General features: G+C 40.6%; 19 protein-coding genes and 1 riboswitch. Of the genes, 11 read left to right on the top strand and 8 right to left on the bottom strand.

Annotated elements, in window-relative coordinates; all coding sequences use genetic code 11:
* Nucleotide 1 precedes the first annotated feature (1 nt).
* On the bottom strand, nucleotides 2–1,939 hold the full coding sequence (locus J2Y67_RS14940) for a lasso peptide isopeptide bond-forming cyclase (protein ID WP_310175354.1): 1,938 nt from the start codon (nucleotides 1,937–1,939) through the stop codon (nucleotides 2–4).
* Nucleotides 1,940–2,331: 392 nt separating this feature from the next.
* Nucleotides 2,332–2,450: riboswitch (SAM riboswitch) on the top strand.
* An 84-nt stretch (nucleotides 2,451–2,534) separates the two neighbouring features.
* On the opposite strand from J2Y67_RS14940, the gene J2Y67_RS14935 reads away from it, so the two are divergent.
* From J2Y67_RS14935 to J2Y67_RS14900, 8 genes are all read left to right on the top strand, one after another.
* Complete coding sequence (locus J2Y67_RS14935) at nucleotides 2,535–3,656, top strand: methionine biosynthesis PLP-dependent protein (protein WP_310175352.1); 1,122 nt, start codon at nucleotides 2,535–2,537, stop codon at nucleotides 3,654–3,656.
* Nucleotides 3,646–4,833: a cystathionine beta-lyase gene (metC, locus tag J2Y67_RS14930; protein ID WP_310175350.1), complete on the top strand. Its 1,188-nt coding sequence runs from the start codon at nucleotides 3,646–3,648 to the stop codon at nucleotides 4,831–4,833. The genes J2Y67_RS14935 and metC overlap by 11 nt, the downstream gene beginning before the upstream one ends.
* A 2-nt stretch (nucleotides 4,834–4,835) precedes the next feature.
* Nucleotides 4,836–6,698 carry a bifunctional homocysteine S-methyltransferase/methylenetetrahydrofolate reductase gene (locus J2Y67_RS14925; RefSeq protein WP_310175348.1) on the top strand — a complete coding sequence of 621 codons (1,863 nt, stop codon included), beginning with the start codon at nucleotides 4,836–4,838 and terminating at the stop codon, nucleotides 6,696–6,698.
* Entirely contained in the window at nucleotides 6,676–10,128 is a 3,453-nt protein-coding gene (metH, locus tag J2Y67_RS14920; protein ID WP_310175346.1) for a methionine synthase, read from the top strand. Before J2Y67_RS14925 ends, metH begins: the two co-directional genes overlap by 23 nt.
* Nucleotides 10,129–11,461: 1,333 nt before the next feature.
* Nucleotides 11,462–11,881, top strand: coding sequence for a MarR family winged helix-turn-helix transcriptional regulator (locus tag J2Y67_RS14915; protein WP_310175344.1), 420 nt, complete (start codon nucleotides 11,462–11,464; stop codon nucleotides 11,879–11,881).
* 7 nt (nucleotides 11,882–11,888) lie between these two features.
* Nucleotides 11,889–13,088 carry an MFS transporter gene (locus tag J2Y67_RS14910; RefSeq protein ID WP_310175342.1) on the top strand — a complete coding sequence of 400 codons (1,200 nt, stop codon included), beginning with the start codon at nucleotides 11,889–11,891 and terminating at the stop codon, nucleotides 13,086–13,088.
* Nucleotides 13,089–13,152: 64 nt separating this feature from the next.
* Complete coding sequence (locus tag J2Y67_RS14905) at nucleotides 13,153–13,371, top strand: hypothetical protein (RefSeq protein ID WP_310175339.1); 219 nt, start codon at nucleotides 13,153–13,155, stop codon at nucleotides 13,369–13,371.
* Between the two features lie 111 nt (nucleotides 13,372–13,482).
* Nucleotides 13,483–14,049 carry an FAD-dependent oxidoreductase gene (locus J2Y67_RS14900; protein ID WP_310175337.1) on the top strand — a complete coding sequence of 189 codons (567 nt, stop codon included), beginning with the start codon at nucleotides 13,483–13,485 and terminating at the stop codon, nucleotides 14,047–14,049.
* Between the two features lie 26 nt (nucleotides 14,050–14,075).
* Here the strand turns inward: J2Y67_RS14900 and J2Y67_RS14895 are convergent, their stop codons facing one another.
* Nucleotides 14,076–14,546, bottom strand: coding sequence for a MarR family winged helix-turn-helix transcriptional regulator (locus J2Y67_RS14895; protein ID WP_310175448.1), 471 nt, complete (start codon nucleotides 14,544–14,546; stop codon nucleotides 14,076–14,078).
* 142 nt (nucleotides 14,547–14,688) lie between these two features.
* Between J2Y67_RS14895 and J2Y67_RS14890 the strand changes: the two genes are divergently transcribed.
* Together J2Y67_RS14890 and J2Y67_RS14885 are read left to right on the top strand one after the other, a co-directional pair.
* Complete coding sequence (locus J2Y67_RS14890; RefSeq protein WP_310175335.1) at nucleotides 14,689–16,206, top strand: MDR family MFS transporter; 1,518 nt, start codon at nucleotides 14,689–14,691, stop codon at nucleotides 16,204–16,206.
* 130 nt (nucleotides 16,207–16,336) lie between these two features.
* Nucleotides 16,337–16,579 (top strand): PLC family EF-hand domain-containing protein, encoded by a 243-nt coding sequence (locus tag J2Y67_RS14885; RefSeq protein WP_310175333.1) that lies wholly within the window; start codon nucleotides 16,337–16,339, stop codon nucleotides 16,577–16,579.
* A 170-nt stretch (nucleotides 16,580–16,749) separates the two neighbouring features.
* On the opposite strand, the gene J2Y67_RS14880 is transcribed toward J2Y67_RS14885, so the two are convergent.
* The gene (locus tag J2Y67_RS14880; RefSeq protein WP_310175331.1) at nucleotides 16,750–17,580 is read right to left on the bottom strand and encodes a pirin family protein; all 831 of its coding nucleotides are present in this window, start codon (nucleotides 17,578–17,580) and stop codon (nucleotides 16,750–16,752) included.
* Between the two features lie 294 nt (nucleotides 17,581–17,874).
* Here J2Y67_RS14880 and J2Y67_RS14875 point away from each other — a divergent pair, with 294 nt between their 5' ends.
* Entirely contained in the window at nucleotides 17,875–18,846 is a 972-nt protein-coding gene (locus J2Y67_RS14875) for a nuclease-related domain-containing protein (RefSeq protein ID WP_310175329.1), read from the top strand.
* Between the two features lie 282 nt (nucleotides 18,847–19,128).
* Here the strand turns inward: J2Y67_RS14875 and J2Y67_RS14870 are convergent, their stop codons facing one another.
* The 5 genes from J2Y67_RS14870 to J2Y67_RS14850 form a co-directional block, all read right to left on the bottom strand.
* Nucleotides 19,129–19,524, bottom strand: coding sequence for a cytosolic protein (locus J2Y67_RS14870; protein WP_310175327.1), 396 nt, complete (start codon nucleotides 19,522–19,524; stop codon nucleotides 19,129–19,131).
* Nucleotides 19,525–19,590: 66 nt separating this feature from the next.
* The gene (locus J2Y67_RS14865; protein WP_310175325.1) at nucleotides 19,591–19,980 is read right to left on the bottom strand and encodes a hypothetical protein; all 390 of its coding nucleotides are present in this window, start codon (nucleotides 19,978–19,980) and stop codon (nucleotides 19,591–19,593) included.
* Between the two features lie 123 nt (nucleotides 19,981–20,103).
* Nucleotides 20,104–21,588, bottom strand: coding sequence for an aldehyde dehydrogenase family protein (locus J2Y67_RS14860; RefSeq protein WP_310175323.1), 1,485 nt, complete (start codon nucleotides 21,586–21,588; stop codon nucleotides 20,104–20,106).
* Nucleotides 21,589–21,798: 210 nt separating this feature from the next.
* On the bottom strand, nucleotides 21,799–21,963 hold the full coding sequence (locus J2Y67_RS14855; protein ID WP_310175322.1) for a hypothetical protein: 165 nt from the start codon (nucleotides 21,961–21,963) through the stop codon (nucleotides 21,799–21,801).
* Nucleotides 21,964–22,015: 52 nt separating this feature from the next.
* The gene (locus J2Y67_RS14850) at nucleotides 22,016–23,284 is read right to left on the bottom strand and encodes a S8 family peptidase (RefSeq protein WP_310175320.1); all 1,269 of its coding nucleotides are present in this window, start codon (nucleotides 23,282–23,284) and stop codon (nucleotides 22,016–22,018) included.
* Between the last annotated feature and the right edge of the window lie 84 nt (nucleotides 23,285–23,368).

The following is a 23,368-nucleotide window of genomic DNA, read 5'->3' as shown; positions in this document are numbered from 1 at the left end:
TTCAGGTAAAATTTTTAATAAAACGAGACACGATCAAACATCTCATTAAAATTCGAAAATCAAAATCAAAAGCATATTCAGGTCTTGCTTCTTTTTCTATCTTTTTAATTGCATCTTTAATCACTTTTAAGTTCAAAATCTCACCAATTATTGGATCCGAGCATATTTCATGAAGTTCTTTAATAAATTGGCCCCACATTGGAGCCATCCGATGAACACCATCAGCCCCTTGGACCCCTCTAGTTTTTAGATTTAACCTTATATCATCTGGTAAGTATCCTTGGGTAGACCTTCTCACAAGTGATCTATCTAAGCCTTTTCGAACATACTGTTGCTCAGGAACTGATAAACAAAACCTAATTACACGTAAATCATTTGTAGGATCACGGTCCCAAAGAGAATATCGTAAAGATAACTTTGAACTATAGGTACCAGTCGTATTCCAATAATATAATTGTTCAAATTGCCTTTTCCTAACCTCATAAGCACTTGTAATTTGCGACGCAGATATATCAATCCCCTGTTCATGGAGATTTTCTAAAACATTTGTTTTTCTTGCAAATTCATTATTAATGATCATTGGAAAGTGAAATGAATCTTTTGGTTTAAGTAATTGATAGAGAGATGGAAATGCCTTTTTTCTAACTTCAGTCATGATTCTTGATTTTTTTACTGCAATATTTTTGCTATAAAGGTTTAATTCATGGTAAAGTTGGAACCATTTCAACTTCTTTAAAAGAATGGCGTAATAATCTAGAACTGGCCCCCATGATATAGTCCAATTGCCCCTTTGCCCATTTAGCAATACACCTATTCCCTGTTTTTGAGCTTGTTCATAAATTCCTTTTAACCAAAAGGTATTTTCAAAAAATTTGTATGGCATTTCATGTATATCTAGAGTTTCATCGATTTCGGTGAATGGGCTTTTTTCCTCAAAACTCAAATATTGGTCGCTAATATTCCCTACAAATTGGACAGTCGACTGAATGTTCGACTTTTCATTAGCAATTCTACTTTTATGTGTAAAGTCAATAAAGCCGTCAACTGGTACATAACTAAAAGTATGTAATCTCTTATTCTCTTTACGAAGTTCTTTTGCAGCAAAGCTAGAAACTGAACCCGAATCTAGGCCACCACTTAATTGCGCCCCCACTTTATGATGTGTTCTCAATCTTGATTTCACGGCACTACCAAAAATATAACGGAATGCTTCTTCATATTCTTGATCCGAATTCAACTTAATCTTTTTATCTTCTGTAAAAGTACAGTATCTTGAAAGTGATACCTCACCATTAATTAAAGAAATATAATGTGAAGGTGGTAACTGGTTTATATTTTTATAGATGGTCGCGGAAGGATTAGTCGATTCAAAATTAACAGGTATTGCCAAAAATTCAGCTAGCCATTGCTCATTTAGTTTTTTATCAATGTATGGCAAAGAGAGCAATGGTTTTATTGCCGTGCAAAAGGAAATTTGTTTCCCATTTGTAAAATAATATAGCGTCCTACTTCCTGAAAAATCTCTCGCCCCAAAAAGTTTACGCTTTCTCTCATCCCAAATCATAAAAGCAAAATCGCCAACCAAATACTTCGGTGAATCCTCTCCCCATTTATCATAGGAAAGCAGAATGAGTTCACTGTCGGTTATCGATTCTTGTTTGGATTTTTTGATTTGCAGTTTTTCAAATAATTCTTCTCGATTATCAATAATCGCATCCGCCGTAATCGCTAACTTTCTTTCCTGATCATAATAAGGAAGCTTTTCGCCAATCGATTCGGGTGTAATCCACTGGGCATGGCAGCCAAGAAAGACTTTGTCACTATGCCAGGTTTGAACATCATCAGCAGGATATTTTTCTAGTTCCTTCATCATTATCTTGCCGTGTTCAAGATTTATAGGTTCATCGTTTAAGTGAAAAATACCAGCAATAGCACTCATCATTTCCTCCTGCGAAACCTTAAGTTAAAAATTTTGCTATATTTGCCTCAATATCGAAAACTCTGGCATAATATATTCTCTAAATCGAACACTTAGAACATAGTTAATCAACTGGGATAAATATAAAGAACAATCCCAGATTTATTATAGTAAAAAACCAACCACATAGCGGATTAGACTATTTACTAATCTTTATATGTATCACTTCACAAGTTCTTTATTAAGAACAAATTTGTATCTTAAAATTACCACCTCTTTAATTAAGTGTCAACAACTTTTAAAAAATATTTTTTAGATAATTTAGTAGTTTTTCCCTATAAATCTTTTTTAAAAACAAATTGACATCCCTCCATGTTTGTAGTAAATTTTATAAATAATCTAAATAATTTAATTTCTTATCAAGAGAGGTTGAGGGAATGGCCCGAAGACACCTCAGCAACCTTCAATGGCTTTGTCCGTTGAAAAGGTGCTAAGTCCTGCAAATTACCATTAATAATTTGCGAGATAAGAAGAATGACATATGTGCACGTCTGACAAAGGTCTTCTTCTTAAAGAAGACCTTTTTTATTTACTAAAAAATATTGGAGTGGTCATCATGTACAAAATTGAAACGAAACTTGCTCAAATTGGAAACCGCAGTGAAACCGTAACAGGAACCGTTAATCCGCCGGTTTATTTTTCCACCGCTTTCCGCCATGCGGGAATCGGCCAATCAACAGGATTTGATTACACCCGTACAGGAAACCCAACACGCCAGCTGCTTGAAAAAACCATTGCTGATTTAGAAGGCGGCGACCAAGGATATGCCTGCAGCTCGGGAATGGCTGCCATCATGACGATACTTTCTTTATTCCAATCCGGTGACGAATGGTTAGTTAGCGAAGACCTTTATGGCGGTACGTATCGCATATTGGAACAAGGCTATAAAAAATGGGGCTTAACCGCTCAATATGTGGATACCTGTTGTCCGAGTGAGATTGAAAGTAAGATTACCCCTAAAACAAAGGCCATCTTTCTTGAAACTCCGACAAATCCTCTTATGCAGCAGTCAGATATCGCCGCTGTTTCAGAAATTGCTAAGAAACACGGGATCCTGCTGATTGTTGATAATACATTCTATACTCCTCTCCTGCAGCAGCCAATCCTGCTTGGGGCAGATATTGTGATTCACAGTGCGACCAAATACTTAGGCGGACATAACGATGTACTCGCAGGTCTCATTGTTGCAAAGGGACAAGAATTATGTGAAGCCCTTGCCTTTCATCACAATGGGGCCGGTGCCGTGTTGAGTCCATTCGATTCTTGGCTATTAATGCGCGGAATGAAAACATTATCGCTCAGAATGAAGCAACACGAGAAAAATGCGAAGCAACTGGTTGAATATCTTTCAAACCATGAAGATGTTAAGGATGTCCTTTACCCTGGGAAAGGTGGAATGCTTTCCTTCCGTGTAAAAGAAGAATCATGGGTAAACCCATTTTTACAAGGATTATCCTTAATTACTTTTGCAGAAAGCCTTGGCGGTACAGAAAGCTTTATTACTTATCCGGCAACACAAACGCATGCGGATATTCCTGAGGAAGTTCGTTTTGCCGCAGGTGTCGATAATTGTTTACTGCGTTTTTCCGTTGGAACGGAAGATGCGGAAGATTTGATTATAGATTTAGAAAAGGCCTTTGCCAATATTCATGAGGGAGTGACCATCAATGGAAAATAATGATATTTGTTTTGAAACCCGGCTCTTGCATAATCGCCATAAAATCGATCCAGCTACCGGTGCGGTAAGTGTACCCATTCAGCATGCATCTACCTTTCATCAATTTGAAATTGATCAATTCGGTAAATATGATTACAGCCGGAGTTTAAACCCGACAAGGGAAGCACTCGAGGAGGTCATTGCAGAATTAGAAGGCGGTGTTAGGGGATTTGCTTTTTCCTCAGGAATGGCGGCCATTTCTACAGCTTTTCTTCTCCTTTCTGCAGGGGACCATATTGTCATCACAGAGGATGTGTACGGCGGGACTTTTCGGATGGTTACACAGGTTCTTTCCCGCTACGGTATTGAACATACCTTTGTTGATATGACGAATCTGGATGAGGTTAAAGCTGCAATCCAGCCGAATACAAAAGCTTTTTATGTAGAAACTCCTTCCAATCCTACTTTAAAGGTTACGGATATCAAGGCAGTTAGTAAATTAGCAAAAGAAATCAGAGCGTTAACCTTTGTTGATAATACATTTTTAACCCCAGCATTACAAAAACCTTTGGAACTTGGTGCAGATGTTGTACTGCATAGTGCTACCAAGTTTTTATCAGGACACAGTGACGTTGTCGCAGGTCTTGCTGTTGTAAAGGATGCAGACCTTGCTCAAAAACTTGGATTTTTACAAAATTCCTTTGGAGCGGTCCTTGGCGTCCAGGATGCATGGCTTGTTTTAAGAGGGATTAAAACCTTGCATGTACGTCTTCAGCAATCACAAAACTCGGCTATTAAACTAGCGGAATATCTAAATTCGCATCCGCTCGTTAAATCAGTGTATTATCCGGGTCTCAAGGAACATCCTGAGCATGAATTGCAAGCATCTCAAGCCGATGGTCCTGGTGCTGTATTATCCTTTGAACTAGAGGATGAAGCAACGCTAAGAACTTTCGTTTCAAACGTTAAATTACCTGTTTTTGCCGTAAGCCTTGGAGCTGTTGAATCGATTTTATCCTATCCGGCGAAAATGTCGCATGCGGCAATGCCACAGCCTGAAAGGGAAAAGCGCGGAATTACAAACAGCCTGCTTCGTCTCTCAGTTGGACTCGAAAATCCGGATGATCTAATAAAAGATTTTTCACAGGCATTTGCACAAATTCGCCACGAACAATTCGTACTGCAGCAAGGAGAATGACCATGAGCTTTTTAGAAAAATTAAAAAATCAAATCTTAATTGCCGATGGAGCAATGGGAACGCTTCTATATTCATATGGAACGGATTGTTGTTTTGAGGAACTCAATCTCTCCCACCCTGAGCAAATCCAACATATTCATAAGGCGTATATTGAAGCAGGTGCTGATGTCATCCAAACAAACACATATGCGGCAAACTATTTAAAGCTTGGGCGGTACGGGCTTGAAGATTCGGTAAAAGAAATTAACAGCGCCGCTGTCCGGAACGCAAAATTGGCTGCCGGACAGGATGCCTACGTTCTGGGGACGCTCGGCGGCAACCGGGGGATTAAATCGAATTCGATTACAATAGAAGAGTTAAAACGCAGCTTCCGCGAACAGTTGTATTGTCTGTTATTAGAAGGGGTAGATGGTTTGCTGCTCGAAACCTTTTATGATTTGGAGGAATTAGAAACGATTTTGACCATCGCCCGAAAAGAAACAAAACTACCCATCATTGCACAAGTTTCACTTCAAGAACCTGGTAATCTTCAGGACCGGACCCCTGTCAATGATGCGTTAAAAAAATTGGAAGGACTCGGTGCCGATGTCATTGGGCTGAACTGCCGGCTTGGTCCTCACCATATGCTTCTCGCTTTGGAGCAGGTTGAACTCCCGGTCCATTCCTTTTTATCTGCTTATCCGAATGCAAGCCTTCCAGCTTATATGGACGGAAAGTTTCATTATGAAGGGGATGCAGATTATTTTCGGAAGTCAGCCCAGGCCTTCCGTAATGAAGGAGTGCGGCTGCTTGGTGGATGCTGCGGCACCACACCGGAACATATCAGAGCATTTGCTTCCGAACTAAAGAATGCTGTTCCAATTGTCGAAAAAGTTGTAAAATTAAAACCAAAGAAAATATCAATTGATCACCGTACCCCAGAAAGAGAGTACCCTCCCCTTCAGGATATTGTGAAGGAGAGACCATCGGTCATCGTAGAATTAGATCCTCCCAGGAAACTGGATACGACCAAGTTTTTTGAAGGGGCAAAAGCGTTAAAGAAAGCGGGAATTGATGCCATTACACTTGCGGATAATTCTCTTGCAACCGTACGAATTGCAAATGAAGCATTAGGTTACCGGGTGAAAACGGAATTGGATATGAGACCGTTGATTCATATTTCATGCAGGGATCGAAATATCATTGGTTTGCAATCACATCTAATGGGTCTCCATACGCTTGGGATGAATGATGTTTTGGCGATAACCGGTGATCCCGCAAGAGTGGGCGATTTCCCGGGTGCTTCTTCCGTTTACGATGTGTCTTCCTTTGAACTGATTCAAATGATCAAGCAGTTGAATGAAGGCTTATCCTTTTCGGGAAAAGACCTTGGGCAGAAAACCAATTTCAGTATTGCTGCAGCCTTTAACCCAAATGTTAGAACCCTTGAAAAAGCGGTAAAACGTTTGGAGAAAAAAATCGAATATGGGGCAGATTACTTTATCACCCAGCCTGTTTTTTCAGAGGAAAAATTAATAGAAGTCTATGAAAATACAAAACATCTAAGTGCACCAATCTATATCGGCTTAATGCCGCTCACAAGCAGTAAAAATGCTGAGTTCCTGCATAACGAAGTTCCTGGTATCAAAATTGCTGATTCCATTCGTGACAGAATGGCTAAGTTGAATGATCAACCGGAGCAGGCGGTTCGAGAAGGAATTGAAATAACAAAATCATTAATCGATACAGCATTAGATTTATTCAATGGGATTTATTTAATCACGCCATTCTTACGTTATGAGATAACGGCGGAGCTGGCAGCCTATACCAACCAGCGTGCGAATGAAATTAGGGGGAACTTCTATGTCGAAAGCACCTTTCAGTGAACAATTACAAAAACGAATTCTTGTCATGGACGGCGCAATGGGAACAATGCTTCAACGCGCAGACCTAAGTGCCGAAGACTTTGGCGGGGAAGAATATGAGGGTTGTAACGAAAACCTCACTTTAACTGCACCAGCAGTAATTGAAAAAATTCACCGCGAATATCTCGAGGCCGGAGCAGACATTATCGAAACCAATACATTCGGTGCAACCAGCATTGTCCTCGACGAATATGATTTGGGCTATAAAGCCTACGAATTAAATAAAGTAGGCGCACAAATTGCCAAGAAGGCTGTAGATGAAATTTCCACCCCTGACTGGCCGCGCTATGTTGCCGGTTCGATGGGACCCACAACGAAAACATTAAGTGTGACGGGCGGAACCACCTTTGATGAACTTGCTGCCTCTTACGAAGAGCAGGCAGTCGGCTTAATTGACGGTGGAGTCGACCTTTTGCTCCTTGAAACAAGCCAGGACATGTTAAATGTAAAAGCAGGCTTCATTGGAATCTCCCGGGCTTTTGAAAAAACAGGGAAAACGTTGCCGCTTATGCTGTCTGGAACAATTGAACCGATGGGAACAACACTTGCCGGTCAAACGATTGAATCGTTCTATATTTCGGTCGAACATATGAAACCAGTTGCCGTTGGCTTAAACTGTGCAACCGGTCCAGAATTTATGCAGGACCATATCCGTTCTCTTTCGGGTCTAGCAACCACTGCGATCAGCTGTTATCCAAATGCGGGGCTGCCTGATGAGGAGGGGCATTATCATGAAACACCGGAAACCTTGGCGAAAAAACTTTCTGACTTTGCAGCACATGGCTGGCTGAATATTGTCGGTGGCTGCTGTGGTACGACACCTGAGCATATTCAGGCAATTGCTGAAGCAATGAAAAATTATCAACCGCGGGAACTGAAGTCCTCCTCTGTCCATATGGTATCAGGTATCGATCCATTTATTTATGATGATCCGACATTAAGACCGATCATGGTGGGAGAACGGACAAATGTAATTGGATCTCGTAAGTTCAAACGTTTAATTACGGAAGGTAAATTTGAAGAAGCATCGGAAGTTGCCCGTGCACAGGTAAAAGGCGGCGCACATGTTATCGATATTTGTCTTGCCGATCCTGACCGTGATGAAATTGTCGACATGGAACATTTCATTAAAGAAGTCGTTAAAAAAGTAAAAGTTCCGCTTGTCATTGATTCAACTGATGAAAAGGTAATTGAAAGAGCGCTTAAATATTCCCAAGGTAAAGCAATTATTAATTCGATTAACCTTGAAGATGGAGAAGAGCGCTTTGAAGCAGTCATACCATTGATTCACAAGTATGGTGCTGCCGCTGTTGTTGGAACAATTGATGAAAAAGGCATGGGGGTTACTGCAGAACGCAAACTGGAAATTGCTAAACGTTCCCATGACGTACTCGTTCATAAATATGGGTTAAAGCCGGAGGACATTATTTTTGATCCGCTTGTCTTCCCTGTTGGAACAGGTGATGAACAATATATTGGGTCCGCAAAAGCGACAGTAGAAGGAATTCGGTTGATTAAAGAAAACCTTCCTGGAGTTCAAACCATTTTAGGAATTAGTAATGTTTCCTTTGGACTTCCTCCAGTCGGAAGAGAAGTTTTAAACTCCGTATTCCTTTATCATTGCACACAAGCAGGATTAGATTATGCAATTGTCAATACGGAGAAGCTTGAGCGCTTTGCTTCCATTCCTAAGGAAGAAGTCGAAGCGGCTGAAAAGCTGTTATTTAAAACGACAGATGAATCATTAGCCACCTTTACTGAAATGTACCGTGGGAAAAAGAAAGAAGCGAAATCGACCCTTCCTGATATGACATTAGAAGAACGACTCGCCTATTATGTTGTTGAAGGAACAAAAGAAGGCTTGCTTGCGGATTTAGACCTTGCACTTGCTTCATATCCAGCACCGCTCGATATTATTAACGGGCCGCTAATGGAAGGAATGAAAGAGGTCGGCCGTCTTTTCAATGACAACCAATTAATTGTCGCTGAAGTATTGCAGAGTGCTGAAGTCATGAAAGCATCTGTAACTCATTTAGAGCCGCATATGGAAAAAGGCGACACTTCTGCTTCTAAAGGAAAAGTTATTTTAGCAACGGTCAAAGGGGATGTCCATGATATAGGGAAAAACCTTGTGGACATTATTCTTAGCAATAATGGCTATCAAGTGGTTGACCTGGGAATCAAGGTTAATCCTGCGGACTTAATCCAAGCGGTTCGAAATGAAAAACCGGACATTGTTGGCTTATCCGGCTTACTGGTTAAATCCGCCCAGCAAATGGTCTTAACGGCACAGGATTTAAAAGAAGCGGGAATTTCTTTACCAATTTTGGTTGGCGGTGCTGCACTTTCAAGGAAATTTACCGATACAAAAATTGCAAAAGAATACGATGGACTTGTACTATACGCGAAAGATGCCATGACGGGACTATCACTTGCTAACCAAGTGCAATCTCCTGGGGAGCAAGAAAAGCTATTTGAAGAGAAACAAGAAAAGCTGGCTGCGGCAGAGATTCCTCGGGATTTCAGTCATCTTCGTACAGGAAGTGCTGTGGCGGTTAAAGTAAAACCTTCTGTTTCGAAAGAGGTTCCGGTCTTTGTTCCGAAAGATACAAAACGCCATCTTTTACGGTCCTATTTAATTTCTCATATTGAACCCTATATCAATATGCAAATGCTGCTTGGACACCATCTTGGGGTGAAAGGTAAAATTTCGAAATTAATTGCGGAAAAAGATGAAAAGGCGCTGAAGATAAAAGAGATTGTCGATCAATTGCTTCAGGACGCAAGTACCGAAGGCTGGATTACACCTGCAGCGGTTTATCAATTCTTCCCTGCACAATCAGAGGGAAATAAAATTTATATCTACAATCCGGAAAATCCGGATCAAGTGATTGAGACATTCGACTTCCCGCGTCAGGAATCTGAGCCGCATCTATGTTTAGCTGATTTCGTGAAATCGGTGGAAAGCGGCGAGAAGGATTATGTAGGATTCTTTACGGTTACCGCAGGAAGAGGCATCCGTGAAAAAGCAGATCAATTTAAAGCGGAAGGCCGCTTTTTAGAAAGCCATGCCCTTCAGGCGCTTGCTTTGGAATCAGCTGAGGGCTTTGCGGAATTAATCCACAGACAAATGCGCGATCGCTGGGGATTCCCTGATCCACTTGATTTTACAATGCAGGACCGTTTTGCGGCAAAATATCCAGGACAGCGTTATTCCTTTGGCTATCCTGCCTGTCCGGATTTAGAGGATCAAAAGAAATTATTCAAATTAATCCAGCCGGAGGAAATTGGTATTGAGCTTACCGATGGCTGTATGATGGAGCCGGAGGCCTCTGTCTCGGCCATGGTGTTTGCCCATCCGGAAGCAAGGTATTTTAATGTATTAAAATAGAGTTGTTTTAGACGTCCCGCGGAGTTCATGATGATTCCGTGGGATTTTTGTTTCCCAGCTTAGAATATCGTATACAATTACCGATACTTTGGGCCTCTGATAGTTCCCGTTTCTTGGTTTTTCCTAACCACGGGCACTATAGACACCTGATAGTTCCCGCACTTTGATTTTCTTCCTCTCCACGGGCACTATAGACACCTGATAGTTCCCACATTTTGATTTTTTTCCTCTCCATGGGCACTATAGACACCTGATAGTTCCCGCACTTTGATTTTTTTCCTCTTCACGGGCACTATAGACACCTGATAGTTCCCGCACTTTGATTTTCTTCCTCTTCATGGGCACTATAGACACCTGATAGTTCCCGCACTTTGATTTTCTTCCTCTCCGCGGGCACTATAGACACCTGATAGTTCCCACATTTTGATCTTTTTCCTCTCCACGGGCACTATATACCCCTGATAGTTCCCACATTTTGATTTTTTTCCTCTCCACGGGCACTATAGACACCTGATAGTTCCCGCACTTTGATTTTTTTCCTCTCCACGGGCACTATAGACACCTGATAGTTCCCACATTTTGATTTTTTTCCTCTCCGCGGGCACTATAGACACCTAATAGTTCCCGCACTTTGATTTTTTTCCTCTCCACGGGCTCTATAGACACCTGATAGTTCCCGCACTTTGATTTTCTTCCTCTCCACGGGCACTATGGACACCTGATAGTTCCCGCACTTTGATTTTTTTCCTCTCCACGGGCACTATAGACACCTGATAGTTCCCGCACTTTGATTTTTTTCCTCTTCTTGGGCACTATAGACACCTGATAGTTCCCACACTTTGATTTTCTTCCTCTTCATGGGCACTATAGACACCTGATAGTTCCCGCACTTTGATTTTTTTCCTCTTCATGGGCACTATAGACACCTGATAGTTCCCACACTTTGATTTTTTTCCTCTCCGCGGGCACTATAGACACCTAAAAGTTCCCGCACTTTGATTTTTTTCCTCTCCACGGGCACTATAGACACCTGATAGTTCCCGCACTTTGATTTTCTTCCTCTTCATGGGCACTATAGACACCTGATAGTTCCTGCACTTTGATTTTTTTCCTCTTCATGGGCACTATAGACACCTGATAGTTCCCACACTTTGATTTTTTTCCTCTTCATGGGCACTATAGACACCTGATAGTTCCCGCACTTTGATTTTCTTCCTCTCCACGGGCACTACTTAAACAAAACTAATCTGTGAACATTCCTTGACATTTCCTTTAAACAGGCATATAGTTACCTAGGTAACTAATTTACGAATGGATCTGGAGTGACTTTCTAATGTATAACCACGAACTTTTTCACACCCTTCACCAGCTTTCCAGACATCTTACCAATAAATTGAATGAAGTCTTAAAACCAATGGATTTATACGGTTCACAGTGGGCCGTTATTTTTGTTTTAAAAACGAAGGGCTCCTTAACCCAAAAAGAACTATGTGATTATTTATTTGTTGAAGCCCCTCCAATGACTCGTACCATCCAAAGACTGGTCAAACAAGGATATGTGAGACAGGTTCCGGGCAAAGACAAACGGGAAAAACATATTCAATTAACCGATGCCGCTTTAAAGGAATATCCGAACTGGGAAAATGCGGTAACGAAACAAAATCAATTGTTATTAAAACATCTTCCTGAAGCATCACAGCAAGATCTTTGCCAGATTCAAATGGACTGGTTACATAAACTTTTAAAGGAGTGATTACCACATGTCGAAATCGAAATTGTGGACAAAGGATTTTATTAGTATTTCCTTAAGTAATTTTTTTGTCTTTTTAACCTTTTATATTTTACTTGTAACTCTTCCTATTTTGGCTTTACAAGAATATCACAGCAGTGCTTCTGAGGCAGGATTAATGACGACTGTATTTTTACTATCTGCCATCATCTCACGCCCACTTGCGGGTAAATGGCTGGAACGCGGGGAACATAAAAAAACCCTGTTAACAGCATTAATTATTTTCGCTGGAGCCTCTATTTTATACTTTTTTCCTCAAACAATCATGGGGGTTCTTTTTATTCGTTTGTTACAAGGGGTAGGTTTCGGCATTGCAACAACAGCAGCTGGAACCATTGTTGCCGATATTATCCCTCCTTCACGTAGAGGGGAAGGGATGGGATATTTTGCGATGTCCATTAATTTAGCAATGGTTCTAGGACCCTTTATCGGTTTAACCGTAATTCAACATTTAGGCGATAAAATTCTATTTACCCTTAGCATGATTGTCGCATTCGGTTCATTGGTGACGGGTCTTATTGTCAAAATGGAGAAAACGGAAAAAACATCTCAAGCAGCTGTCAGTTCATCTTTTTCCATTCGCAACTTAATTGAGCCCTCAGCTGTTCCCATTTCAGTAGTTGGAAGCTTCTTGGCAATCGTCTACTCAGCCCTTCTTTCATTTGTATCTGTATATGCAACTGAAATTCACTTGGCAAATTTAGCGAGTCTTTTCTTCGTCGTTTATGCTGTCGTGTTATTAATTTCTAGACCTTTTACAGGAAAATGGTTAGATCAATATGGACCAAATTTTATTTTCTACCCATGCGTTATCCTTTTTGCATTTGGGATGCTACTCTTAAGTAAAAGTGGCGGAGCCGTTACCTTTCTCATTTCAGCGGGAGTAATTGGTGTAGGCTGGGGAACTCTCTTTCCAACCTTTCAAACCATTGCCATTCAAGATTCAGAACCTAGAAGGAGAGGGTTAGCTACTGCTACCTTTCTTTCAATCTATGATACTGGTATGGCACTGGGATCCTTTATAGTAGGTTTAATTGCTGCCAAAATGGATTACAGCTCGTTATATTTCTTATGTACCTTCTATGTATTAATTGGTGGAGCACTCTACTACTTCTTACATCATTCTAAAAAGCGAGAGTCTTCACCTAAATTAAAAAGCCAAGAACAGTAATTCATTCACCTCTATATAAAGATAGTATATAATGGAATTAATCTTTATAAAGAGGTGAATTAGAATGGCAAAATCAAAAGCCAAAAGGCTGCGCGAAAAACTGGAACGTGAAGGAAAAATGAACCCGGATGTAAAACGGAGTCCCTTTGTATTTGCAGATATGCGAACAAGAACAACGAAGACGAAAAAAGATTATTTATATAAAAACAAGTATAAGAACCATTATTCCAAAGAAGGAAATGATGGTTCTTTTTATTTTACCGATAAATGGACATACTTCTAGAGGATGTCGTTCTATTTTATATATCCCATTAAGAGCAGTTTATTTTACATATACGTTTAAATTAACTAAACTATTAATTAGTAATAATTCTAAATAATGGAGGTAATGGAAATGTTTGATGTAGTAATTATCGGAGCCGGTCCTGCCGGAGCAAGTGCTGCTTTATTTACCGCTAAAGCTGGGAAGAAAACATTGGTATTAGATAATGATAAAAGTGTGACTAAAAGAGCTTGGATAGAGAATCATTACGGTGTAAAAGAAATTACCGGCCCAGACCTTGTCGAAATCGGTAAGGAACAAGCACGTAAGTTTGGTGCAGAACTGACGCAAGCTACCGTAACGAATATTAGTAAAACGGATGGCGGTTTAAAAGTAGAAACGGATAAAGGTCAATTTGAAGCGAAGCACGTTATTGTTGCAACCGGTATGATGGCTGACCTCGCTGAAAAAGCTGGCATTACTACAAAACCTGGTACAGAACCAAGAATCAAAACGATTTTTGATGTAGATGCTGCTGGAAAAACCAATATTGATGGTGTTTGGGCAGCTGGAACAATTGCCGGTGTCAGCATGCATACCATTATCACTGCTGGTGACGGTGCCAAGGTTGCGATCAACGTAATTAGTGAATTAAACGGCGAACGCTACGTGGATCACGACATTTTAAAATCTGTATGAGGAGCTCTCGATTAGAGCTCCTCATTTTAGGTTTCCGATCGACTTGTCCGTTGGATCTCTTTTTCATGAAGGGCAATTGTTTTTTCTAAAAAATCACTGATTAGCTCTAGCTCCTCTTCATTATAATGAGAACACAATTCAGTCATTGAGTGATTTAATGGTAAAAAATGTTCTTTTATCGAGCTCTGGTTCTCTTTAACCGGTACAATAATAACACGTCGCCGGTCATTCGGATCTTTCTCCCTCGTAACATAGCCTGCCTGCTCGAGTCGATCAATAAGAGCTGTAACGGACCCAGTACTAAGGCCGGTCACTTTACTTAATTCCCCCGCCGTGAGTGGCCCCGCTTCATTCAAAATGTCCGCCGTTTTAAAATCAGTATGAACCAAGCCAATTGAATGAGCAGCGGTTTGTTGAAAAAGAACCATTCTCGTGCTTAATTTCCGCAAATTTTTTATAAGAGTTTTTATCGTATCAGGATGATCAAATAAATCCATTGACATGTTTCATCCTTCCTTTTAAAATTGCTTTATCTTGATTATCAAGATAATAGGTTTCCTTAGATTATTTCATCTTATCAAACTTTTTTATCCTATGAAAGGAGATCTAGATAGACCAATAAAGAGAAGGAGATAATTCATGATTAAAAAAGATAATAATCTTAAATTTGTGGTGGCTGGACTTTTATTAGCTATTTTAATGGCTGCCATGGATAATACCATTGTTGCAACAGCGATGGCGACCATTGTTTCAGATCTGGGAGACTTCGACAAATTTATTTGGGTGACCTCTGCCTATATGGTAGCAGTTATGGCCGGAATGCCGATTTTCGGCAAACTATCTGATATGTACGGGCGCAAACGCTTCTTTATTTTTGGATCAGTGGTTTTCTTAATTGGATCCTCCCTTTGCGGAATTGCCCAAAGTATTGTTCAGTTAAGCATCTATCGTGCGATTCAGGGAATTGGCGGCGGAGCACTAATGCCAATTGCATTTACCATCGTGTTTGATATTTTCCCGCCTGAAAATCGCGGAAAAATGACTGGATTACTTGGTGCCGTATTTGGTGCTTCCAGTGTTTTGGGACCATTATTAGGAGCCTATATTACCGACTATATTAGTTGGCATTGGGTTTTTTATGTCAATGTTCCCATTGGAATTGTTTCGATTTTCTTAATTGTTCGTTTCTACCATGAATCCCTTCAGCATTCCAAGCAAAAAATTGACTGGGCCGGTGCTATCACACTTGTTATTTCTGTCATTAGTTTAATGTTTGCCCTTGAGCTTGGCGGCAAAGAATATGACTGGGATTCCGTTCAAATTATTGGCTTGTTTGCAAGCTTCTTCGTCTTCTTCATTGTCTTTTTCATTGCTGAATTTAAAGCAGCTGAACCGATTCTGCCCCTTTGGCTCTTTAAAAGAAGATTATTTGCCACCTCACAAATTCTTGCGTTTTTGTATGGCGGCACATTTATTATTTTAACCGTGTTTATTCCGATCTTTGTGCAAGCCGTTTATGGCGGGTCAGCCAAGAATGCAGGGTTAATTTTGACTCCGATGATGTTAGGGTCTGTTGCAGGAAGTTCTGTAGGGGGGATTTTCTTAACGAAAACCTCTTATCGTAATTTAATGATTATCTCCATCATTTCCTATTTGGCCGGTATGATTCTGCTTGGGAATATGACAACGGATACTGCCCGCTGGTTGCTTACTATTTATATGATTCTTGTCGGTTTTGGCGTTGGATTTTCCTTTTCCCTATTACCAACTGCATCGATTCACAACTTGGAGCCGCAATTTCGCGGAACGGCCAATTCCACCAATTCATTCCTTCGTTCATTTGGAATGACACTTGGGGTAACCATTTTTGGATCGATTCAAACGAATGTATTTACCGATAACCTGAAGGAAGCATTTAAGGGGATGCAGGGAGCCGGCGGTCAAGGCGGAGCTCCTAAATTTAATATGGATCCACGGCAAATTTTTGAAGCAAGTGAACGTTCAAAAATTCCTAGTTTTATTTTGGATAAAATTGTTCACGCCATGTCTGATTCGATTACACAAATGTTTTTACTTACACTGATTCCGATTGCAATCGCGGCTGTAACCATCTTTTTCATGGGAAAAGCAAGGGTTGTTGTGGCGAAAAAAGGATAAAGGGATTCGCACTGGTCTTTTTAGAAAACCAGTGCTTTTTTTAAACTTCATTAATTCGTCATTCATTCTCCATCATTTCTGCAAAGTCTTGATCTATGATTAAGGTAAGAAAAGAAAGGAGTTGTTTAGAATGAAAAAAATTGCCATCGGCTTTTTTAGTGCAGCACTAATCCTTGGTGCCGGAACTGCTGTTTTTGCAGCAGGAAACAGCAACTCTGAAAATGGTCTTAACTTCAAAAAAATGTTACCTTTTATGCAAAAAATGCATCCGAATTCCTCTAAAGAAGAACTAAAAGACATCTTCAAGGCTTGCCATGGTAATGGAGGTATGATGGGTAAAACAAATTCCAAAGAAATGATGAATCGGTTTTAACGTTTAGTAAAAGGTTTGGTGAACTGCCAGACCTTTTTTTCTAATATTTACTACTCATTAGAGGAGAAAGATTAATATGAAGTCTTTGCAAAAACAGTCATGAGTAAAGCATCGGACTTGAAAAATCCGATGCTTTATTGTCCTCTTGTGGTTTAATGGATGATTGGGCATTACTCCTCAAACTTTCCATCCATATAATCCCTGTAGGCCTGGCGGATTTCTTCTTCCGTATTCATGACAAAAGGGCCGCGGGCAACGATAGGTTCATTTAGAGGTTTGCCTGCATAGAGCAAGACACGCAGCCTTTCTTTTGCCTGAATAGTTACTTCGCTCTCTTCCCCTTCTACACCCTTGCCTAATTGCAGTGCCTGACCTTTTTTGGCTTCTACTTTATTTTTCCCGAAAAAGCCGTTTCCTTCCAGTACATACATAAAACCGGTATAATTCCCCGGTAAATCTTGGACGGTGCTTGCTCCTGCCTTTAAATTGATTTCAACAAATGTCACTGGTACATAATTTTGGGTAGCAGATTGTACTCCGCCTGATGAGCCGGAAAAAATACGAATCAGCGCACCTTCTTCTTCGCGGACCGGCATGTCCTGACCTCGAAGGTTTTGATAACGCGGCTCAGTCATCTTGTGTTCACGGGGAAGGTTTACCCATAGCTGCAAGGAATGAACGGTTTCACCTTCTGCCGGGTCTTCTATATGAATGACGCCTCTACCTGCCGTCATCCATTGAACATCACCAGGTCCAAGCTCCCCTTTCCCTGCTTTATTGTCATTATGTTCAAGCTTTCCTTCGATCACATAGGTTACGGTCTCAATCCCGCGATGAGGATGAAAATCAAAGGTACCTTTTTTGAAAAAATCCTCCGCCAGAAAAAGGAATGGATCAAATTCTTGCATGTTGGTTGGATTCAGTACCATTCCCGCCGCATGGATGGGACTGTGCTGATGATGCTGTACGGTCCAGGTTCGTGTTATTTCTCTTTGAATCATATGCTTTCCTCCATTCTTGGGGAGTTTATTTTGAATTCAAGATAATTATAACGTTGTCTGGTGTATTTTTCAAAAATAATGCTGGTGGATTATTTTAGGAATTAGTGATTCGCGGATAAAGTGGGGCGATTTGCGGATAAAGGGTTCTGATTCGCGGATAAATCCCTTCAATTCGCGGATAAACCTCCCAAATTCGCGGATAAAATATTTGTTCAAAAAGTTTTTACAAGTCATTTCGTTTTTTCGAAGACTTATATGCTAATTTTAAGAGGAAAAAATAAAGGAGTGATCATTTTGCTAGTAAAAGACAGAACAATACCATTAAAAATTCTCATTTTAGCCGCTATTTTGCGGCGCCTGCCTCTAAGTCACGCAAAATATCAGCAAATTTTAGATGAACTAGGCAGAAGACAAGCTGGGTACGAGGGCGAACAATCTCTAGATTTTTATTATCGTGAACTCCCTAAGCAGAAATATCTGATATTCCACGATTTAAACCTTCCAGATGGTGACTACAACTGCCAAATTGATACCCTTCTCTTAACAGGTGAATTTATCCTAATCATTGACGTGAAAAATATGGCCGGTAAATTAGTATTTGATACGGATAACGAGCAATTTATCCAGATTAAAAATGAGGAAGAAAAAGGGTATTCCTATCCAATTGCTCAGGCAGAAAGGCACCAAAAATACATAAAGAAACTATTAGCAGCAAATCATTTTCCTCCCGTTCCAGTCGTTTATTTGGTTGTTATAAGTAATAGTTATGCTTCGTATGTCCTCACAGGAAAAAACTCTTACAAAATAAAATCAAAAGTATGTAAAGGCGATGTGATGTTAAAAAGAATTCATGATCTTGAGTGTATGTACGCTACCCCATCTTTGGCTGCAAAAGACCTCCGCAAACTTTCCCGACTTTTTTTAAAAATGAATACTCCACCGACAGGCTATCTCCTTCAAAAATTCGGTATTCAAAGGTCAGATTTATTAACTGGCGTTCAATGCCCCTACTGTAAATATCTCCCGCTTATTCGCAAGAAACAGAAATGGTGCTGTCCTAAATGTCAGCATTATTCTTTGGATGCGCATATAGATGCGCTGAGGGACTATTTTTTATTGGTTGATACGAAAATTACGAATCGGGAGTTTCGGAGGTTTGTTCATATAGACTCGATTGATTTAGCTGGAAGATTGTTGCGCTCTTCAAATTTGCATTTTTCCGGAACAAAAAGGAATCGATTTTATTATCCCGATAATTTCAAATAGTGAATAGGTCGTAAGTTTTTAGATTCGCAAATAAAATAGGTTAATTCGCAAATAAAAGGGTGCGATTCGCAAATAAAATAAGTCAATACACAAATAAAGGGTAATAATTCGCAAATAAAAATTAGATATGCAAATCCTTGAACCATTTTTATTTATTAAGAACTAAAATTAGTCCCATTTCCAAAGAAAGGACGCCTAAATTGGCGTCCTCTCATCTTTTTATCGTGACAAAGTATGCTTTTTTCAAAGAAAACGCCTAAATTGATTGCAGCCGTATCCGATCTACACCTCAATATCCTTCCCCTCATCAACAATATGGAACAAAAGATGTGCTAAATGGTGAATCGGGCCGTACTCTTCTTCTTCTTCCTCCGTTTCTTCGTTAAATTCGAGGTCATTTAAGTAAAGGGCCATGAATTCATAAAAATCCTCCAGTCGGAAAGAGTAACAGCCAACAGGTTCTTCACTGTCTTCCTCATATTGAAGCATTAAATAAGAGACAACCCCGTCGACATCTTCTGCATCAAAAAAGACAAAAAAGCCGATGTTTGTATCTAACTCAAATAAATGTCTTGTTCCGCCTTCCGTCGCTTTGTCAAAGTCTGCTTGGTTTAATTTTTGTATTTGCATGCTATCTACATTGTCTTCTTGATGGAAACTAACGATAAATGATTGCATAATACCCTCCTAAAATTTAATCAACACATACAGTTAGCATGCCCATTTTTCCCATTAAATCCTTCCTTATGGAACAAATAAACTTGGTTTTTCTTGTTCCTGGACAAATTCCCCTGTTCCACCGGCTGCCTCTAATGCCGCACCGATTGATTGAAGCCAGTCACCAGTAATCGCTAATTTTTGGGCATCTAATTTAATCCTATTGTCACTTTCAGTGATTTGTCCGGATACACCAATCGCTTCAAAAAATGTGCCGATTGCTTGAATGGCGGCACCAGAAAGGACTTCTTTTTCAGGAATGGAATCCGGATTTTCGCTTATCCCCCTTAACTTGGCAATCCCTAAGAATTCGATTGTTGCCCCAATCACCTGAATCCATATACCAATAGCGATTTGTTTTTCAATACTCAGTCTTTTTTGTTCTAATTCTGATAAATTTTCATTTTTATTAGTCATGAAGACACCCCCTCAAAAGAAGTCTGCTTCCAATACTTTATTCATAATTAGAAAAAACGGTGTCCAATAAAAATATGCTAGCAAAAACGAATAAACGCTTTTACTAGCATAATAGTCAGCCCATTATTTTAACGAAACCCAAACGCTCTTAACTTCCGTATAGTTGTTCAATGCATAGGAACCCATTTCACGGCCAATTCCGGATTGTTTGTAGCCTCCGAACGGTGATGCAGCATCAAAGGCATTGTAGCAGTTTACCCAAACAGTACCTGCGCGAAGACGACCGGCAATATAGTGGGCTTTGGCTACATCCTTCGTCCAGACACCAGCCGCTAGGCCGTATTCGCTATTATTAGCGCGATTAATCAATTCATCCAGATCCTCATATGGCATAGCGGAAATGACTGGTCCAAAAATTTCCTCTTTGGCAATGGTCATTTCATCGCGGACATCCGCAAAAATCGTTGGAGAAACAAAGTAGCCCTGTTCAAACGGCTTATCACCGCCAACCAATAATTCTGCGCCTTCATTTACGCCTTTTTCAATATACCCGAGAACGCGTTTCTGCTGTTCATCCGAAACGAGCGGTCCGATTTCCGTGTCAGCATGCATACCGGCGCCCTGTTTAATTTTTTGGGCGTGGCTGACCATATCAGCAACAACATTGTCAAATTGTTTCTTTTGAATAAATACGCGGGATCCAGCACAGCAAACTTGGCCTTGGTTGAACATGACTCCATTTAAGGCACCAGGAATAGCTTTGGTTAAGTCCGCATCCGGTAAAATAATGTTTGGTGATTTGCCGCCAAGCTCAAGGGTTACCCGCTTAAGAGATTTAGCTGCACGCTCCATGATCGACTTTCCGATTTCAGTCGAACCTGTAAAAGCAATTTTATCCACAAGAGGATGATCAACAAGCGGCTGGCCGGCTGTTTCACCAAAGCCAGGAACAATATTGATGACCCCTGCCGGGAATCCAGCTTCTTGAATCAATTCAGCTAAGTATAAAACAGACAGTGGAGTCTGTTCAGCCGGCTTTAATACAACTGTACATCCAGTCGCAAGCGCTGCACCGAGCTTCCACATCGCCATTAATAGCGGGAAGTTCCAAGGAATAATCTGTCCGACGACGCCAACAGCTTCATGGCGTGTATAGTTTAAAAATGGTCCGTTTACCGGAATAGTTTGTCCAACGATTTTCGTTGACCAGCCGGCATAATAGCGCATATGCTCAACCGCAAGCGGGATATCGGCATTTGAGGTCTCACGAATTGGTTTTCCGTTATCAAGTGTTTCTAATTGGGCAAGCTCTTCTTTATTTTGCTCCATTAAATCTGCTAATTTATACATGAGGCGGCTGCGTTCGGCTGCACTCATTTTTGACCATGGACCTTCATCAAATGCCTTGCGGGCTGCCTTAACTGCACGATCAATATCCTCCGGACCGGCTTCAAAAACCGCTGCGAGGACTTCACCAGTAGCAGGATTATACGTATCGAATGTTTTTTGAGAGAGACTTTCAATAAATTGACCATCAATATACAGTTTCTTTTTCCCTAATAGAAATTTTTCTACCTTTTCTTTAAGACTGACTGTTACTTGACTCAAATGTATTTCCTCCCTATGTAAAAGATTCTAAGATTGCAAGCATTTTGTATACGCTTTCAATCTCGAGTTTAATAGTATCATTGTTAAAAACTAGTAATCAACCAAAAACATCTAGAAAATTCAAAATATTATCGACAATATTTTTGGACATTTTTCTCTACTTCCGACAAAATCCGGGTGGTGACAGTGCACCGCCCGGATTTTGTCGAATTAATCTTCTTTTGGATCCTCTTGATAATGTTCGTTCAATAGAGGATTTTCTGTTGTTGCAAAGTTGACGGATAGCAGGGTCATTTCTGGGTCTAGTCCGTATAGGCCTTTTGCTAGCTGGTTTATTTCTTCGCTGCTTTGAAATTGGGGTTCTTTTTCTTTCATTTTAGTCGTCCTCCTCTTGTATTTTTATTTTTCCTATTATATACAAGAAGATTTATTTTACTCGTGGAAAACCAAATCCTGCTGCATAGTCATCGCCTGTTGCGGCGCCAGAGCCGCCTAAAATATCATTAGATTTTGCTCTATTTTGAAGTTCTTGCCGAAGCTGAGTATTGGACCATGAAGGATTTGCACTCCAAATTTTTGCGGCAAGACCGGATACATGCGGTGTCGCCATTGATGTGCCGCTAATCGTGTTATAGGTGCCATCATTCCAAGTAGACTCAATCGCTCTTCCCGGTGCAGAGACTTCAACATCACGTTCTTGAATGACATAATCACCATCTGTTTCCGGATTCCCGCGGGATGAAAAGTCAGCAACACGGTAGGTTCCATTAGCTTGAACATTTTCTAGAGCAGCGACCGCCACCACGTTGACTAATGCACCCGGGTAACCAATTGTGTTGGTACCAGGCCCACTATTTCCTGCTGCAGCAACGATAAGAACATCCTTACCATATGCATAATCAACGGCACTTGAAATAAGTGAGTCCTTTGTGCTGGAGCCTAGTGACATTGAAATAATCACATGGGAACCGGTTCGAACAGATTCATCTGCAACCTTCCTAATCGCGGCTGCAATATCATCCGAGTACCCTGAGCCGCGATCGTTCAATACCTTATAGGACCAAAGCATCGCTTCCGGGGCGACTCCGTAAATTCCCGTACCATCACTTCCGCCATTAGCCAAAACGGTTCCCGATACATGAGTACCATGCCCATTACCGTCCGCACAGCTTCCCTCAACTAATGAGGTTTTCCTTTGGGAAAAATCTTTACATTGTTCGACATTAGCAGCTAAATCCTTATGCGTTTTCAAAACCCCCGTATCCAAAACAGCCACTTTAATTCCACCGCCGCCAGACGTTTTTAAAATAGCAGGGTCATTATAGATTGCCTGAATTCCCCATGGTGTCGCATCACTTGGAACACTGCTGGCTGTTCCACCCCGTCTAGCCTTTTGGTCCACTATTTTCTCCACCTGAATTTCCGGAACTTTTTCAATCGTTAAGTTTTTATTTTTCAATAACGCCTGATACTGATGCTCATTAACCGTAGTAGTAAATCCTTTGCTGCCAAAATCCCAACGCTTTCCGTAGCTGTCTTTTGCCTTTGCTTTTTCAGAAGCCGATCCTTTAATTAAAACCCGGTAGGAATCCAGGCTTTGGCTGTTCGTTTGCTGCCCAAAAGCGGCTGTGGCAAACATGGAAACTCCCATTACCAAGCTAAGGACTGCTGAACCAATTAATCTTCTCTTTTTCACCCGCAACACCTCACCCCTTCTATTTACAGCACACCGCTGCTTCTTTAAACTATTCAGAATATTAATTCAATATAATCAGCCTAT

The organism is Neobacillus niacini (assembly GCF_031456445.1).
Lineage (GTDB): Bacteria > Bacillota > Bacilli > Bacillales > Cytobacillaceae > Neobacillus > Neobacillus niacini_I.
This window is presented reverse-complemented; position numbering and strand designations above follow the sequence as displayed.